Source organism: Arthrobacter sp. YN (genome assembly GCF_002224285.1).
Taxonomy (GTDB): domain Bacteria; phylum Actinomycetota; class Actinomycetes; order Actinomycetales; family Micrococcaceae; genus Arthrobacter.
Genome location: NZ_CP022436.1, coordinates 2105113 through 2117885, shown reverse-complemented (window position 1 = coordinate 2117885; position 12773 = coordinate 2105113). Strand labels below are relative to the sequence as shown.

General features: G+C 63.3%; 15 protein-coding genes, 1 pseudogene and 1 riboswitch. Of the genes and pseudogenes, 1 reads left to right on the top strand and 15 read right to left on the bottom strand.

The genetic code is table 11. The features are described 5' to 3' along the window. Positions 1 to 10: 10 nt before the first annotated feature. A complete protein-coding gene (hisI, locus tag CGK93_RS09625) occupies positions 11 to 427 on the bottom strand; it encodes a phosphoribosyl-AMP cyclohydrolase (protein ID WP_089594623.1) in 417 nt (138 codons plus the stop codon). Between the two features lie 89 nt (positions 428 to 516). On the opposite strand from hisI, the pseudogene CGK93_RS09620 reads away from it, so the two are divergent. Next, a pseudogene (locus tag CGK93_RS09620) lies at positions 517 to 1160 on the top strand (TIGR03085 family metal-binding protein). 58 nt (positions 1161 to 1218) lie between these two features. On the opposite strand, the gene hisF reads toward CGK93_RS09620, so the two are convergent. The 14 genes from hisF to CGK93_RS09550 form a co-directional block, all read right to left on the bottom strand. Continuing rightward, complete coding sequence (gene hisF / locus CGK93_RS09615) at positions 1219 to 1995, bottom strand: imidazole glycerol phosphate synthase subunit HisF (RefSeq protein WP_089594622.1); 777 nt, start codon at positions 1993 to 1995, stop codon at positions 1219 to 1221. Between the two features lie 47 nt (positions 1996 to 2042). Further along, positions 2043 to 2903 (bottom strand): ATP phosphoribosyltransferase, encoded by an 861-nt coding sequence (gene hisG, locus CGK93_RS09610; RefSeq protein ID WP_089594621.1) that lies wholly within the window; start codon positions 2901 to 2903, stop codon positions 2043 to 2045. Between the two features lie 83 nt (positions 2904 to 2986). Then, entirely contained in the window at positions 2987 to 3250 is a 264-nt protein-coding gene (locus CGK93_RS09605; RefSeq protein ID WP_024820576.1) for a phosphoribosyl-ATP diphosphatase, read from the bottom strand. A 113-nt stretch (positions 3251 to 3363) separates the two neighbouring features. Continuing rightward, the gene (gene ribH, locus CGK93_RS09600; RefSeq protein ID WP_089594620.1) at positions 3364 to 3849 is read right to left on the bottom strand and encodes a 6,7-dimethyl-8-ribityllumazine synthase; all 486 of its coding nucleotides are present in this window, start codon (positions 3847 to 3849) and stop codon (positions 3364 to 3366) included. A gap of 18 nt (positions 3850 to 3867) precedes the next feature. Continuing rightward, entirely contained in the window at positions 3868 to 4572 is a 705-nt protein-coding gene (ribA, locus tag CGK93_RS09595) for a GTP cyclohydrolase II (protein ID WP_089594619.1), read from the bottom strand. Then, the gene (gene ribB / locus CGK93_RS09590; protein WP_089594618.1) at positions 4569 to 5264 is read right to left on the bottom strand and encodes a 3,4-dihydroxy-2-butanone-4-phosphate synthase; all 696 of its coding nucleotides are present in this window, start codon (positions 5262 to 5264) and stop codon (positions 4569 to 4571) included. The genes ribA and ribB overlap by 4 nt, the downstream gene beginning before the upstream one ends. Next, complete coding sequence (locus CGK93_RS09585; protein WP_089594617.1) at positions 5261 to 5890, bottom strand: riboflavin synthase; 630 nt, start codon at positions 5888 to 5890, stop codon at positions 5261 to 5263. The genes ribB and CGK93_RS09585 overlap by 4 nt, the downstream gene beginning before the upstream one ends. Further along, positions 5890 to 7029 (bottom strand): bifunctional diaminohydroxyphosphoribosylaminopyrimidine deaminase/5-amino-6-(5-phosphoribosylamino)uracil reductase RibD, encoded by a 1140-nt coding sequence (gene ribD, locus CGK93_RS09580; RefSeq protein WP_089594616.1) that lies wholly within the window; start codon positions 7027 to 7029, stop codon positions 5890 to 5892. Before ribD ends, CGK93_RS09585 begins: the two co-directional genes overlap by 1 nt. Further along, positions 7026 to 7730 (bottom strand): nicotinamide riboside transporter PnuC, encoded by a 705-nt coding sequence (gene pnuC / locus CGK93_RS09575; protein WP_089594615.1) that lies wholly within the window; start codon positions 7728 to 7730, stop codon positions 7026 to 7028. Before pnuC ends, ribD begins: the two co-directional genes overlap by 4 nt. A gap of 89 nt (positions 7731 to 7819) precedes the next feature. Beyond that, positions 7820 to 7975, bottom strand: a riboswitch (FMN riboswitch). A 77-nt stretch (positions 7976 to 8052) separates the two neighbouring features. Further along, positions 8053 to 8727, bottom strand: coding sequence for a ribulose-phosphate 3-epimerase (rpe, locus tag CGK93_RS09570; protein WP_089594614.1), 675 nt, complete (start codon positions 8725 to 8727; stop codon positions 8053 to 8055). A 46-nt stretch (positions 8728 to 8773) separates the two neighbouring features. Beyond that, positions 8774 to 10324 (bottom strand): RsmB/NOP family class I SAM-dependent RNA methyltransferase, encoded by a 1551-nt coding sequence (locus tag CGK93_RS09565; RefSeq protein ID WP_089594613.1) that lies wholly within the window; start codon positions 10322 to 10324, stop codon positions 8774 to 8776. Further along, the gene (gene fmt / locus CGK93_RS09560) at positions 10321 to 11241 is read right to left on the bottom strand and encodes a methionyl-tRNA formyltransferase (protein ID WP_089594612.1); all 921 of its coding nucleotides are present in this window, start codon (positions 11239 to 11241) and stop codon (positions 10321 to 10323) included. Before fmt ends, CGK93_RS09565 begins: the two co-directional genes overlap by 4 nt. Beyond that, positions 11238 to 11810, bottom strand: coding sequence for a peptide deformylase (gene def / locus CGK93_RS09555; protein WP_089594611.1), 573 nt, complete (start codon positions 11808 to 11810; stop codon positions 11238 to 11240). The genes fmt and def overlap by 4 nt, the downstream gene beginning before the upstream one ends. 70 nt (positions 11811 to 11880) lie before the next feature. Next, on the bottom strand, positions 11881 to 12765 hold the full coding sequence (locus tag CGK93_RS09550; protein WP_089594610.1) for a cytochrome: 885 nt from the start codon (positions 12763 to 12765) through the stop codon (positions 11881 to 11883). Positions 12766 to 12773: the final 8 nt, after the last annotated feature.

Here is a 12773-nt window from a genome sequence, read left to right as displayed (position 1 = left end):
AGTGGGTGCCTTAGTCGCGGTGGCCCGTAACAACTGTGAAATCGCGACCATCGAAGCAGGTCCGGGTTCCGGTGTGGCAGGCTGCGCCGATCTGGTCCACCCGGACCAGGAGGGCATCGCCGTCGCAGTCAAGGGCGACAGACTTCACGAACTGTACGTGTCCGGAGGTGTCGCCCTTGCGCCAATACTCCTGGCGGGAGCGCGAGTAGAACGTCACGCGTCCCGTGGTCATGGTGCGGTGGAGAGCCTCGTCATCCATCCAGCCAAGCATGAGGACCTCGTTGGTATCGTGCTGCTGCACGATCGCGGCGACGAGCCCGGATGAATCACGCTTGAGGGCGCTGGCGATCTCCTGGGGCAGGGGGCCTGCGGGGTCGCTGGAGAGCTCCACGGCGGGAGAGTGGCTGGGGGCGGACTGCTCTGACATCAGATCAAGTCTAGTGCCTTTGACGGGAGCCGGATTCTGCGGCGGTTCCAGTGCGCAAGAGCGCTCCGATCGTGCTAGTTTCACAAGTGATGCATTTCGTCGATCCTTCCCGAGAAGTACTGGCCGAAACCCTGCTGGCGGCCGGACCTGACTCCCCACGCTCTGCGAAGGGTGGCAGACGCGGGATCTTGCTGCTCATTTGTATCTGCGCGAACGGAAGATTGCAGTGGGTTTGGGCCTTCTGATTCCCAGTTTGGGCAAGGCCTCGGAAAAGGCCACTTCCAAGCTTGCAGCCAAGCTCAAGAGCCCCGACGCCTACGCGGACCTCATCAAGACGTTCCGCGCCGGCCCTCCGGCCCTCTCCCCCTTGAAGATCAAAGCCCTGGATGAGACGTCCAACCTCATTGAGTACTTTGTTCACACCGAGGACGTCCGCCGTGCCGGCGACCGTTGGGCACCCCGCGCACTCGACGAAGCATATTCGGACGCCCTGTGGGACGACCTCATCAAACGGGCCGCCTTCCTGTACCGCGGCGTAGACCTCGGCATCGTCCTGGTACGCCCCACCGGACCGCGGCATGTCGCCAAGCGCGCCCCCGTTTCCGTCGCCATTGTAGGCGAACCGGGCGAATTGCTCATGCATGCGCACGGCCGCACCAGCCAGGCTTTGGTCACCTTCGAAGGCCAGCCGGACGCCGTCGCGCTGTTGCAGTCCGCCGACATCGGCCTTTAAACAACCAAGGGAGGGTCACCTGTGCGGTGACCCTCCCTTGCTTTTTAATCTCTGCGGATCAGCGGACCTCGAAGCCGGCCTCACGGATGGCGGCCTTGACCTGGGCAATCATGTCGTCCGGCCCAAAGTGGAACACCGAGGCGGCCAGTACGGCGTCAGCTCCTGCTTCTACGGCGGGCGGGAAGTGTGCCGGCTCCCCGGCGCCGCCCGAGGCAATGATCGGAATGTTCACCGCAGCACGGACCAAGCGGATCAATTCAAGGTCGAAACCGTCCTTGGTACCGTCGGCATCGATCGAGTTGAGCAGGATTTCGCCCACGCCCCGGTCCGCTGCTTCCTTGGCCCAGGCGATGGCGTCGATGCCGGTTCCGGTGCGGCCACCGTGGGTGGTCACTTCAAAACCGGACGACGTCGGGACGTCACCTTCGCGGGTACGGCGCGCATCCACGGAGAGCACCAGGACCTGCGAGCCGAAGTGACGGGTGATTTCGTCAATGACCTCCGGACGCGCAACAGCCGCGGTATTGATGGACGCCTTGTCCGCACCGAAGCGCAGGAGCTTGTCCACCTCTGCCACGCCACGAACACCACCACCCACGGTGAGGGGAATGAAGACTTCCTCAGCCGTGCGGCGGACGACGTCGAACGTGGTTTCGCGGTTGCCGGATGAGGCAGTGACATCCAGGAACGTCAGTTCATCGGCCCCGCCATTGTCGTAACGGTGCGCAAGTTCCACCGGATCACCGGCGTCGCGGAGGCCTTCAAAGTTGACGCCTTTGACGACGCGGCCTGCGTCGACATCAAGGCAGGGTATGACGCGGACGGCTACAGCCATGTGCTGCTCCTCAGTTCTGCTGGGGCTCTACTCGATCACTGCGTGGGTTAGATGCGGCAGGCGTGGATGCTGCTGACCAGGATGGCGCGCGCACCGAGGTCGTAAAGCTCGTCCATGATGCGGTTGGTTTCTTTCTTGGGGACCATGGACCGCACGGCAACCCACTCGGAATCACGCAGGGGCGACACCGTGGGCGATTCAAGGCCGGGAGTCAGCGCAGCGGCGTCTTCCACCAGGTCCTTGCGGATGTCGTAGTCCATCAGCACGTACTGGCGGGCCACCAGGACGCCCTGGAGGCGGCGGATGAGGATCTCGATTTCTTTGGCTGTACCGTTGGCTGCTCCACCGGAACCGGAGCGGCGGATGAGCACGGCCTCGGACTTCAGGATGGGATCACCGAAGATCTCCATGCCGGCTGCCTTGAGGGTGTTGCCGGTTTCGACGACGTCGGCAATGGCGTCCGCCACACCGAGGCGTACGGAGGACTCCACGGCACCATCCAGTCGAACCACTGTGGCGTTCACGCCGCGCTCGGCGAGGTAGTCGCGCAGGAGGCCGTCATAGCTGGTGGCCAGGCGTTTGCCTTCAAGCTGTTCGACGCCGGCAAAGTCACCTACCGGACCGGCAAACCGGAAGGTTGAGGGGGCAAAGCCCAGGGGAAGAATTTCCTCGGCTTCGACCTTCGCGTCGAGCAGGAGGTCCCTGCCGGTGATGCCGACATCCAGCGTTCCCTGGCCCACGTAAACAGCGATGTCACGGGGACGGAGGAAGAAGAACTCAATGTCGTTATCGGGGTCCACCATGACCAGCTCGCGGGTATCGCGGCGTTGGCGGTAACCGGCCTCTGACAACATGGCCGAGGCGGCTTCGGACAGGGATCCCTTATTGGGCACTGCTACACGGAGCATGGGGAGACTTTCTTGTTGGAAGGGAGGTTTTCAGGCACCTTGGCCACGCAGGGGCTCCGCTACAGGCAGGCGGAGTGGCGTGGCTAGAGATGCTTGTAAACGTCCTCCAGAGTGAGGCCCTTGGCGAGCATGAGGACCTGCAAGTGGTACAGCAACTGGGAGATTTCCTCAGCAGCGGCTTCGTCCGATTCGTACTCCGCGGCCATCCAGACTTCGGCGGCCTCTTCGACCACCTTCTTGCCGATGCCGTGGATTCCGGAGTCCAGTTCGGCAACCGTGCGCGAGCCTGCCGGGCGGGTCGCTGCTTTCTCACTCAGTTCTGCGAACAGCGTCTCGAAATTCTTCACGCCCTCCAGACTACTTGCTCCGGGGCGGACACCGCTTGTTGGGGCGTTGCATGACGAAGGGGATGTGAGTGAAGACACACCCACATCCCCTTGAGCGCCACAGGTAACGGGCCTTAGCTGAACTGCTTCAGCGTCACTGCCGTGGCGAGGGCCGCGGTGACGGCTTCGTGGCCTTTGTCTTCTTTGGAACCGGGCAGGCCTGCACGGTCCAAGCCCTGCTGCTCGGTGTCACAAGTGAGGACACCGAAGCCCACCGGCACGCCGGTGCGGACGCTGACATCGGTGAGTCCCGACGTCGCGGCCTGGCACACGTAGTCAAAGTGCGGTGTCCCGCCGCGGATGACCACGCCCAGTGCCACCACGGCGTCAAAGTGTGGCGCGAGCCTGGCGGCGGCGACCGGAAGCTCAAAGCTGCCCGGAACCCGCAGGAGTGTGGGCTCGGCAATCCCGGCTTCCTTGGCGGCGCGAAGTGCGCCATCCACCAGGCCATCCATGATCTGTGTATGCCAGCTTGCCGCAACGATGGCGAGCTTCAGCTGGGAGGTTTCCTCAGGCTTGAGGGTAGTGAGGTCAATAGTGGGCGCGCCGTGTCCGCTCATGGTGTGCTGTGGATCCGTTCAGTCTTGGTTGTTGTCAAAGGTGTGGTTCGAAGGCGTCTTGCCATTGCTGACAGGCTCGACATCGAGCGTCAGCCGGTGGTCCATCCGGTCCTTCTTGGTCTGCAGGTAGCGCAGGTTCTGTTCGCGTGAGGGCACCTCGGTGGGCACCATTTCCACCACAGTCACTCCGGCTTTGTCGAGCCGGTGCTGTTTGTCGGGATTGTTGCTCAACAGCCGGACTTCGTGGAGGCCCATCTCGGCGAGGATCTGGCCTGCCGCGCTGTAGGAACGCGCATCCACCGGCAAGCCCAACTGCTCATTGGCCTCCACGGTGTCAAACCCGGCTTCCTGCAAGGCATAGGCCTTGATCTTGTTGGCCAGTCCGATGCCGCGACCTTCCTGGCCGCGTAGGTAGAGCAGGGTGCCGCCTTCTGCGTGGATGAGTTCCAGGGCGAAAGCGAGTTGCTCTCCGCAGTCGCAGCGGTACGAGCCGAAAACGTCACCGGTAAGGCACTCGGAATGCAGCCGTACAAGCGGCGCACGCCCGTTCTTCGGCGGGTTGGGGGAACTCACGGCAAGGTGCTCGTGGCCGGTCTCATTGTCCGTCCAAGCCTGCGCCACGAAATCGCCGAAGGCTGTGGGCAGTTGAACGATTGGCCCGCCGGTCACAGAGTGCGGCGCGGGGCCGGTGTGCTCGCTGTTGCGTGTGGTCGATGCGGTCATCGCTTCTCCTCGTCCTCCTGTGAAACACGTGCCGTCTGGGACTCTACCGCCTCAACATACGACACCAGGTCCTCTATGGAGATGAGGGGGCATCCATGGTCGGCGGCGAAGTCGCGCAGGCTGTCCAAGCGCATCATTTCACCATCATCATGTACCAACTCTGCGATCACACCCACCGGGGCCAACCCGGCAAGACGACACAGGTCTACGGCAGCTTCCGTGTGACCCGGACGTTCACGCACTCCCCCGTTAACCGCACGCAACGGGAAAATATGCCCGGGACGGGTGATTGAGGCCGGGGTGCTGCTCGGATCTGCCAGAACGCGGGCCGTCAGAGCCCGGTCCGTAGCCGATATACCTGTACTGACGCCGATCGCTGCGTCGCAGGAAACCGTGTATGCGGTCCCCTTGGCGTCCTGGTTGATCTCCACCATGGGAGGCAGCACCAGTGCGTCAGCACGTTCGCCGTCCAAAGGGACGCAGATGACGCCGGATGAATACCGAATGGTCCATCCCATGAGGCTGGGCGTGGCGTGCTGGGCGGCGAAAATAATGTCGCCTTCGTTCTCACGGTCCTCGTTGTCCACCACGATCACTGCCCGGCCCGCGGCCATTGCCTCAATGGCCGCTTCCACGGGATCCAGTCCGGTACGGGGCGTTCCGGCCGGTGATGTCTTGGCAGGGGCGCTCATCGAGTGCTCCCTGCCTGCGGCGCGAAGGACAGGAGGCGTTCGGTGTACTTGGCCAACACGTCCACTTCCAGGTTGACGTGGCCACCCACTGGCTTGGCTCCCAGCCCGGTTTCTTCCAGCGTTGTGGGGATCAGCCCCACCTCAAACCACGGCGCCGGTTCGGCAGCAGCGCTGACGGCGGTCACTGTCAGCGAGACACCGTCGACGGCGATCGAACCTTTCTCGGCAATGTAGCGTGCCAGCGGGGCCGGGACACCGAAACGCAGCCGGTCCCAATTTCCGAGGGCCTCGCGTTCCAGCAACTCCCCCACACCGTCCACGTGCCCCTGCACCACGTGGCCGTCCAGCCGTCCCCCCGCTGGAACACAGCGTTCAAGGTTCACGGTGTCCCCCGGGGCCAACCCGCCGATGGTGGTCCGGACGAGGGTTTCACCCATGACATCAACGCTGAAGTCCTGCCCGTCGATTTGGGTGGCGGTCAGGCACACTCCGTTGACGGCGATGGAACCACCCAAGGCCAAGCCATCGGTGGTGGTGGGTGCTTTCAGCCGCAGCGTGGCGCTGGCGTCGCCCTCATGCTCAATGCCCAGCACGGTGCCTTGTTCTGCAACGATTCCCGTAAACATCAGTGTCCTCCTGTGACATGTTCCGCAGCTTCACTGCGCGGAACCAAACTCTTGTGTGGAACCAAACTCTTGATATTGGCGGCGGTGCCCCTTGGGGACCGCAGGTGCAGCCGAAGGTCGTTGCCGAGCGTCCGGACCGCTCCGCCACCGGCGTTGTCCCAGGACCAGTGCTGGGCGTCTGCCAGCGTGGTGATTCCGAGGTCGTGCAGTGCAGGAGTTCCGGATCCCAGCAACGTCGGAGCCATATAGACGATCAGTTCGTCCACGAGGTGCGCACCAAGGAATGTGCTCAGGATGGACGAGCCGCCTTCCACCATGACGTGCCTGACTCCTTGGTCGAACAGCATGCCCAAAGCCTCTGCCGGATCCCGTGTTGGCAGGTGCACAAAGCGCCCGTCGGTCCCCCGGACCGCGGCATCTTCAGGGACGTCCCGTAGACCCATCACGGCGCGGACCGGCTGCCGGCTGGCGAGTTCTCCCTCCGCGTCCCTGGCAGTGAGCCGGGGGTTGTCGATCAGGACGGTCCCCGTGCCCACCAGGATGGCGTCGATGAGTCCCCGCAGCCCATGGTTGTCAGCGAGCGACTCCGGGCTCGAAATCCATTGACTGGTGCCGTCGTCGGCCGCAATGCGGCTGTCCAACGTCTGGGCGATGTGCAAGGTGACAAACGGGCGCTTGGCGGCAACGGCGTCGAACCAATCGCGGTTGAGGTCGAACGCCCGATCGAGGGCCAGCCCGGAACGGACCTCCACCCCGGCGGAGCGGAGCGTGCGGGCGCCGCCCGCAGCGGGGTCGTGGGGATCGTCGACGGCGTAAATCACCTTTGAGATTCCCGCCGCCATGATTGCCTGCGCACAGGGTCCCGTGCGCCCCACATGGTTGCACGGTTCCAGGGTCACCACCATGGTTGTTCCCACGGTGTCGATGCCTTGCTTGCGGGCTTCGGAGATCGCGTCTGCTTCGGCATGGGCAGTGCCGGCACCCCGGTGGTATCCCGTCGCCAATTGCTGGCCCTCGGGACTGAGGATGACTGCCCCAACCAACGGGTTGGCTCCGCGGGGACCGGCAAGGGCTGCGGCGAGTGCGGCATCCATGGCCGCGCGCTCCGCCGGAGTGTAGAGGGCTGGATCGGCCGTCATCGTGTAACTCCCGCCAATAGTGCAAGGTCCGGTGTGCTGGCATCACGACCGGCGCGTTCGCGCTTTTCGGCCCGCCACCAGACGAAGAATCCGGTGAGGGTGAAGAAGCCGTAGAACAGGTACATGACCGCGCTGGCGTAGTAGCCGGCGCTGAACAGCAACGGCACACCTACGATGTCCACGGCAACCCAGATCAGCCAGAACTCAGTCCATCCACGGGCCATGCCGTACGTTGCCAGAAGTGACCCCATGAAGGTCCAGGCGTCGGCCCAGACCGGCGGGTAGGAACCGAGGGCATCAAACAAGGGCGTCAGTGCTGCCGTACCGGCCACCATGGCTCCAACCAGAGCGATACGGACCTTGTTGCTGGCCCAGCCTGGCACAATGGCGCGCCCTTGGCTGCTCGATTGACGGCCTTGCTGCCACCGGTACCAGCCGTAAATGGCGACGGCGATGAACATCACCTGCCGTGCTGCCTGCCCCCACAGGGTAGCCGGCGCAGCTGCACCAAAGACGTTACCCAGGAAGACCGTGAGCAGGAGGATGTTGCCGACTATGCCGATCGGCCAAGCCCAGACTTTGCGGCGCATACCGCCGAGGGCGCTGAGGAGCCCAAAAATATTTCCAAGCACTTCGCGTAAGACAAGAGCAGATCCCCCAACGGGGATCTGTGCTTCGAAGAGCCATCGCAGAAAGTCCATGCCGTTCCTTCCCAGTAAGCCGCGATGACTCCGGGGGTGTACGACAGCGCAATGCCGGGCGTCGCTAAAGGAACGCCCACGGCATGACTGTACGTGCTTCTCCCATCCAGACTTTAACTGTCGGTACCGGAATTTCACCAGTTCAACCGTCTGCCATCGAAGATCCAATCACTTGGAATCCGATGGCTCGCGGGTCGCGGACTATAACCGCCGGTTCGGACTTACACCGACCCCGGAGCACGTATGTGTGTTGTTATTCTGCCACAACTACCAAGATGGCCGGGCTATTCCCAGCCATCTTCGTAACATGTGGTGACGGTCGTCAGGCGAACGTCTCCGTCACAGCCTGGCCCGCTGCACGGAGCCGATCGATCGCCGCTGCGGGATCCTGGTGCCCATAGACCGCCGAGCCTGCCACGAACACATTGGCACCGGCTTCTGCGGCCCTGATGATGGTTTCCTCAGTAATTCCCCCATCCACTTGGATGGCCACGCCGATGCCGGAGCCCTCTACCGCAGCCCGCGCACGTCGGATCTTGGGCAGGGTGATGTCCAGGAAGGACTGCCCACCAAATCCGGGCTCCACCGTCATGATCAACAGCATGTCCAACTCGCTGAGCATGTCCAGGTAGGGCTCAACCGGTGTAGCCGGGCGAAGGGCCATTCCAGCTTTGGAGCCCCTCGCACGCAGTTCGCGTGCCAGCTTGACGGGGGCCATGGCAGCTTCCGCATGGAACGTCACCGAAGCGACGCCGGCGTCCGCGTAGGCAGGCGCCCAACGGTCGGCGTCGGAAATCATCAGGTGGGCGTCCAACGGTACCGGGCTGACTGCCTGAATCCGCTGCACCACCGGCAGGCCCAGCGTCAGGTTGGGGACAAAGTGGTTGTCCATGACGTCGACGTGAACGGCATCGGCATTGCTGATCCGCTGCAGTTCCGCCTCAAGGTTGACGAAATCGGCAGACAGGATGCTCGGATTGATACAGCACTGAGACAAAGCAGCCCCTCTGGGTCGGTGGAAATGGAATGCCGGGTTCCGGCAGTTACGGCTTTTTACGGATGATGGCCATGAACATGGCATCGGTCTGGTGGACGTGCGGCCACAACTGGGCTGTTTGTTCGTGACCTGCGCCCAAGCGCCCGGTGAGGCTGACATCGTCAAGCGCCTGCCCGGCGTCGAGCAGTTCCAGGTCCTCACGCTTGGCCATGACGTCGCTGACAACCGCGGTGGTTTCGGCCGGGTGCGGCGAGCATGTCACATAAGCAACCACCCCGCCGGGCTTTACTGCATCAATTGCAGACTTCAAGAGGTCACGTTGCAACGGACCGAGGTCGCCAATGTCCTTGGGTGAGCGCCGCCAGCGCGATTCGGGCCGCCTGCGCAACGCTCCCAGCCCGCTGCAGGGAACATCAACCAACACGCGGTCGAAAGCTTCCGCCTGCTCCGAACCAACGTCGCGTCCATCACCCGTCCGTACCGACCATGTGTCCTCCGGAACAGCCGACAGTGCCTGCTGAACGAGCTTCGCCCTGTGTGGCGCGGGCTCATTGGCCAACAACGTAGCGCCGTCCCGGTGCGCCAGGGCAGCCAAAAGAGCGGCCTTGCCTCCCGGACCTGCGCACAAGTCAAGCCAGCGTTCACTTCCCGAGGACGCTCCGCCAAGGTCCACGCCAGCAAGAGCCCGGGCAACCAGCTGGGATCCGACATCCTGGACACGGGTGGTTCCGCGACGGACCGTCTCGAGGCGGCCGAGGTCTCCACCGGCGGACAAGGCAGAATCTTCCACCAGTTCGCCTGCCGTGGCCCCATTGTCGAAAGCCTCGTCCAGGCTTCCCAAACCCGGCAGCGCCACAAGATTGACCACCGGCGCGGCATTATCCGCCTCCAGCAGGTCATCAATTTCCGACTTCGGACGGCCGTGGTTGACCAGGGACTGGCGCAATGCGCGGACAATCCATTCAGGGTGGGCATGCCGCAGCGAGGCAATCCGGGTTTCATCGGTTTCGTTGGCCAGCAGGATGTCCAACCACTCGCCCATGTTGTGGGCAGTGACCTTGCGCAGGACGGCGTTGATCAGGGCTGACGGACCTGCGCCGATGACGGCACGCGCCAAGCCAACGGTCTGGTCCAACGCTGCATGCGCAGGAACACGCATTGAGAGCAACTGATGGGCGCCAATCCGCAGGGCATCCAAGATGGCAGGATCCAACTGCTCAAGAGGGCGGTCCACGCAGCGGGCGAGAATAGCGTCATAGGTGCCTTGACCGCGCAAAGCGCCGTAACTCAGCTCCGTGGCGAAGCCGGCATCCCGGCGATCCAAGCGGTGTTCCCGGATGCGGGCTGGAAGCACCAGGTTGGCGTAGGCATCCTCGGAAGCAACAGCACGGAGCACTTCAAAGGCCACAAGGCGGGCCGGGTCAGCGCGGCGCGTACGCTGCGAGGGGGCATTGTTCGTGAAGCCCCGCTGAGGGCCACGGTTTCGCTCCCGGCCTTGGGCGTCACGCCGGCTTTCGCCACGTGCACCCCTGTTGCCTTGTCCGGCGCCGTCCCGGTTCCCGCTGTTATTGGGGCCTCGCCGGCCGGACTCACTCATTCGAATACCACTCTCTCGGGTGCTGCCAAGCCGCGGGCCCAGTCAGCCGACGACATCATTTTCTTACCTGCCGGCTGGATCCTGCCGAGCTCAACGGCGTGGGATCCGGTGCCTACCAGAACAGATTTGCCATCCACCCTGATGCTGCCCGGAGCCAAGTCCTTAACCTCAGGACGGAGGGTCACTGGTTCAAGTTTGATCCTCTGGCCTTCCAGCGTTGTCCATGCCCCCGGCTCGGGAGTCACACCACGGGCCCGACGACTCACGGCAAGGGCGGGCAGCTGCCAGTCAAGGCGGCCATCCTCCAGCCCCAATTTAGGAGCGAGGGAGACTTCCCCGGCTTGCGGCTGCGGGGCAGCCTGACCGGCGTCGATCGCGGAGAGCGTCTGGCTAAGAAGCACGGCCCCGCTGATGGAGAGGCGCTCAAGGAGGTCCCCGGCGGTGTCGTCTGGCCGAACAGCTTCAGTGAGGGTACCGAATAAGGGGCCGGTATCGAGGCCTTCTTCGAGCTGGAACGTCACGGCACCGGTGATTTCGTCCCCAGCGATGATTGACCGCTGCACCGGGGCAGCGCCCCGCCAAGCAGGAAGGAGGGAGAAATGCAGATTGACCCACCCATGCGTCGGAACACCCAAAGCTGCCTTCGGAACAATTCCCCCGTAGGCAACAATGGCGGCGACATCCGGGGCAAACTCCGAGATCCGGGCGGTGGTATCCGCATCGACCCTGGCCGCACGGATGACGTCGATACCCAGTTCCATCGCCCGCGCTGCGACGGGCGAAGGTGTCAGGACACGCTTCCTGCCTACCGGCGCGTCCGGGCGCGTCAGGACTGCGACGACGTCGAATCCCGCCTTAACCAAAGCGTCCAACGATGGGACGGCCACGGCGGGGGTTCCTGCGAAAAGGACCCTCACTCGGGTGCCCCGAAACTGCCGCCACCAAAACTCGATCCCACGCTGGTGGCGCGCTGGGACGTGGTCTTCTCCGTAATGGCGTGGTAGTTGGCGTTCCGGATGGCACGGAGAGCTGCCTTACGGTCCTCCCCTTCCAACCTGTCCGTGTACAAAATGCCGTCAAGGTGGTCCGTCTCGTGCTGGAAACACCGGGCAAGCATGCCCTCGGCTTCCACCGAGACCGGGTTGCCATTCAAATCAACGCCGGTGGCCCTGGTTGTCCGGAAACGGCGGACCGGGAAGCCCAAGCCGGGGATCGAGAGGCAACCCTCTACTTCATCCGGCTGGAAGTCATCGCTGTTTTCCAGGACAGGGTTGATGATGTGGCCTTCCACTCCCCCAATGCGGTAAGTAAAAACGCGCTGGCTGACGCCGATCTGAGGTGCGGCGAGGCCTGCACCCTCCACGTCCTCCATGGTTTCCGTCATGTCAGCTACCAGCTTGGCGAGCTCCGGACCGAAATCGGTGACGGGGTCCGCTACGGTGCGCAACACCGGATCCCCGATGATTCGGATACTCAAAATTGCCATGTGCTGTCAGTCCTCACTATCGTCAAACCCGGCTCCGGGTGTTGCGGAGCCTAAGCCAGTTTAGTTGAGGTCATTCGCCGCTGCTGCTGTTTGCGGCTCCGGCACCGACCGCTGCGAACACCGGCGGAGCAATGGGCAACAGTGCTTGTCCCGCCGCAGAGACGTCTGCCGACATTTCCCAGACGCGGCGAAGCGCGCAGAACTTCCACCAATGGTGCTTGAGGATTTCCGGGTTGGCCCGCATCGGCCTGACTTCGGTCTCTCCGATGGCTACGGCGAGCAGCATGGGATTCTCTCCGTATTTCCACGGTTCCCATTCACCGGCAACGGGATCGACCAGGCTTTCCTCCGCCTTCATTCCGGCCGCGAGTTGCATGACCACTTTGTCATCCAGGGACTTGACCGTTCCATCCCGCGTAGTGCCTTTGGTCTTGTAGTCGATCAGGCAGATACGCCCATTGATCCGGGCTACAAGGTCAAGTGTCCCGGCGTAGCCCACAGTCTTGTTCCACACGGTGATCTCCGGGGCCAACGGCTCCACCCGGTACAGCTCCCACCACTCATCGAAACGGGCGGCAAATGCCTCCTCACCATGGGCTGCGAGGTCGTCCCGGCATTCCTGCATGCGGTGCGGACGTCCCAGAGCACGCAAGGCAACCTGCTCGCAGTACGTGTGCACACGGTCGCCTCGTGCTGCTGCCGCGTCCCTATACACCTCAGCAGCTTTGGCCGCCTTGTTAATCGCTTGGCGGGTTTTGGCCGGGCTGCCAAGAATCGCCGGAAGCTCCGGATCCGCAGCGAGACTGCTCGCACCCATGTAGCTGAACCAACCGTCCAGCGAGTGGGCCTGTTGTCCGATCACCGTGGTGATGGAGGGAACCGAAAATTGCTCCGTGGTAGAGCGGGCATACATCCGGCCGTAGTCAGTAGCGTGGGCAAGCAGTGGAGCAGTCATATAAAGAC

What these genes read in the sequence shown, in the direction of transcription:
- hisI (WP_089594623.1), bottom strand. Translation starts at nt 427, where the DNA reads ATGTCAGAGCAGTCCGCCCCCAGCCACTCTCCCGCCGTGGAGCTCTCC.
- hisF (WP_089594622.1), bottom strand. Translation starts at nt 1,995, where the DNA reads ATGGCTGTAGCCGTCCGCGTCATACCCTGCCTTGATGTCGACGCAGGC.
- hisG (WP_089594621.1), bottom strand. Translation starts at nt 2,903, where the DNA reads ATGCTCCGTGTAGCAGTGCCCAATAAGGGATCCCTGTCCGAAGCCGCC.
- ribH (WP_089594620.1), bottom strand. Translation starts at nt 3,849, where the DNA reads ATGAGCGGACACGGCGCGCCCACTATTGACCTCACTACCCTCAAGCCT.
- ribA (WP_089594619.1), bottom strand. Translation starts at nt 4,572, where the DNA reads ATGACCGCATCGACCACACGCAACAGCGAGCACACCGGCCCCGCGCCG.
- ribB (WP_089594618.1), bottom strand. Translation starts at nt 5,264, where the DNA reads ATGAGCGCCCCTGCCAAGACATCACCGGCCGGAACGCCCCGTACCGGA.
- CGK93_RS09585 (WP_089594617.1), bottom strand. Translation starts at nt 5,890, where the DNA reads ATGTTTACGGGAATCGTTGCAGAACAAGGCACCGTGCTGGGCATTGAG.
- ribD (WP_089594616.1), bottom strand. Translation starts at nt 7,029, where the DNA reads ATGACGGCCGATCCAGCCCTCTACACTCCGGCGGAGCGCGCGGCCATG.
- pnuC (WP_089594615.1), bottom strand. Translation starts at nt 7,730, where the DNA reads ATGGACTTTCTGCGATGGCTCTTCGAAGCACAGATCCCCGTTGGGGGA.
- CGK93_RS09565 (WP_089594613.1), bottom strand. Translation starts at nt 10,324, where the DNA reads ATGAGTGAGTCCGGCCGGCGAGGCCCCAATAACAGCGGGAACCGGGAC.
- def (WP_089594611.1), bottom strand. Translation starts at nt 11,810, where the DNA reads ATGGCAATTTTGAGTATCCGAATCATCGGGGATCCGGTGTTGCGCACC.
- CGK93_RS09550 (WP_089594610.1), bottom strand. Translation starts at nt 12,765, where the DNA reads ATGACTGCTCCACTGCTTGCCCACGCTACTGACTACGGCCGGATGTAT.